The organism is Lactobacillus nasalidis (assembly GCF_016587775.1).
Taxonomy (GTDB): domain Bacteria; phylum Bacillota; class Bacilli; order Lactobacillales; family Lactobacillaceae; genus Lactobacillus; species Lactobacillus nasalidis.
This window is the reverse complement of the sequence record NZ_BOCG01000405.1, coordinates 1-1109: the sequence shown is the minus strand read 5'-3', so window position 1 is coordinate 1109 and position 1109 is coordinate 1. Positions and strand designations below refer to the sequence as shown.

The following is a 1109-nucleotide window of genomic DNA, read 5'->3' as shown; positions in this document are numbered from 1 at the left end:
AGCCAGTGACCGCGTCCTGGTTCTTGGCGTTCTGCGAGACCTGTTCCATGGCTCCCCGGACCAGATCCTCGATCCGGTGAAAGCCGCCGCTCCCCTTTTCGTTGGAGACGCTCATGATCTCGTTTTCCGCGTTGCTGAGGATCTCGTCGACGCTGTCGGCGCCTTGAACCGCGCTGGAGATGATCTTCTGGCTGGCATTGATCAGATTGCGCAGCTGGGCCTTCTGGTGGACGATGCGGGCATAGTCCTTGGCGTGAAAAGCAGTCGGCGTGGCCGCCAAAAGCTCTGACACGTAGGCCATGTCGCCTAATTCTTCCAACTGCCCCCGTCGTTTGAGCTCCTCTTGCAGCGTGACCAGGTCAACCGACCTGTTCTCGTCGTACAAGGCCAAGAGCGCGCTGTAGATCAGCCGGTTGGCATGCTCATAAAAGTCGGCCGGCTCCAGGACCGCGCTGACGTCATTGATGACCTCGGGGTCAATGAAAATCGCCCCTAAAACGGCTTTTTCAGCAGCAGAATCATGCGGGATCTGCTGCGCAACAAGGTTATCCATCAGTCAGGCTTCTTTGCTAATCTTCTTGGGTAACGTGCACCCGGACCTTGGACTCAACGCCCTTGAACAGCTTGACCGGAACGTTGGTGTAGCCCAGAACCTTGATTGGCTCGCGCAGTTCCAGCTTGTGCTTGTCCAGCTTGATGCCGAACTGCTTGTCCAGGCCTTCGATGATCTTCTTGCTGGAGATCGAACCGAAGAGGCGGGAGTCGCTGCCGGCCTTGGACTTCAGTTCAACGACCGTTTCGTCGGCTTCCAGCTGCTTCTTGATTTCCTGGGCAGCTGCCTTTTGTGCCTCGTATTCGGCCTTCTCGTTGGCCTCAACCCGCTTCAGGGTGTTCAGATTGCCCTTGCTGGCTTCCTTGGCCAGGCCCCGCTTGAGCAGGTAGTTTTGCGCGTAGCCGTCCGGCACGTCCTTGACTTGCCCCCGCTTGCCCCGGCCTTTAACGTCTTGCATAAAAATAACTTTCATCTTTCATGGCTCCTTTTCTTCTAACTGTTTTCTTCCAGGTATTCGTCAATTGCCGCCAGCAGCTGCTGGCCGGCCTGTTCGACC

The 1109-nt window shown here is 56.8% G+C and carries 2 protein-coding genes; both read right to left on the bottom strand.

Features of this window, described 5'->3' with window-relative positions; genetic code table 11:
- Nucleotides 1–553 (bottom strand): replicative DNA helicase (locus tag lacNas_RS07375; RefSeq protein WP_280515436.1); only part of this gene is annotated, 553 nt, incomplete at its 3' end.
- A 16-nt stretch (nucleotides 554–569) separates the two neighbouring features.
- Nucleotides 570–1025 (bottom strand): 50S ribosomal protein L9, encoded by a 456-nt coding sequence (rplI, locus tag lacNas_RS07370; RefSeq protein ID WP_201332122.1) that lies wholly within the window; start codon nucleotides 1023–1025, stop codon nucleotides 570–572.
- Between the last annotated feature and the right edge of the window lie 84 nt (nucleotides 1026–1109).

What these genes read in the sequence shown, in the direction of transcription:
- rplI (WP_201332122.1), bottom strand. Translation starts at nt 1,025, where the DNA reads ATGAAAGTTATTTTTATGCAAGACGTTAAAGGCCGGGGCAAGCGGGGG.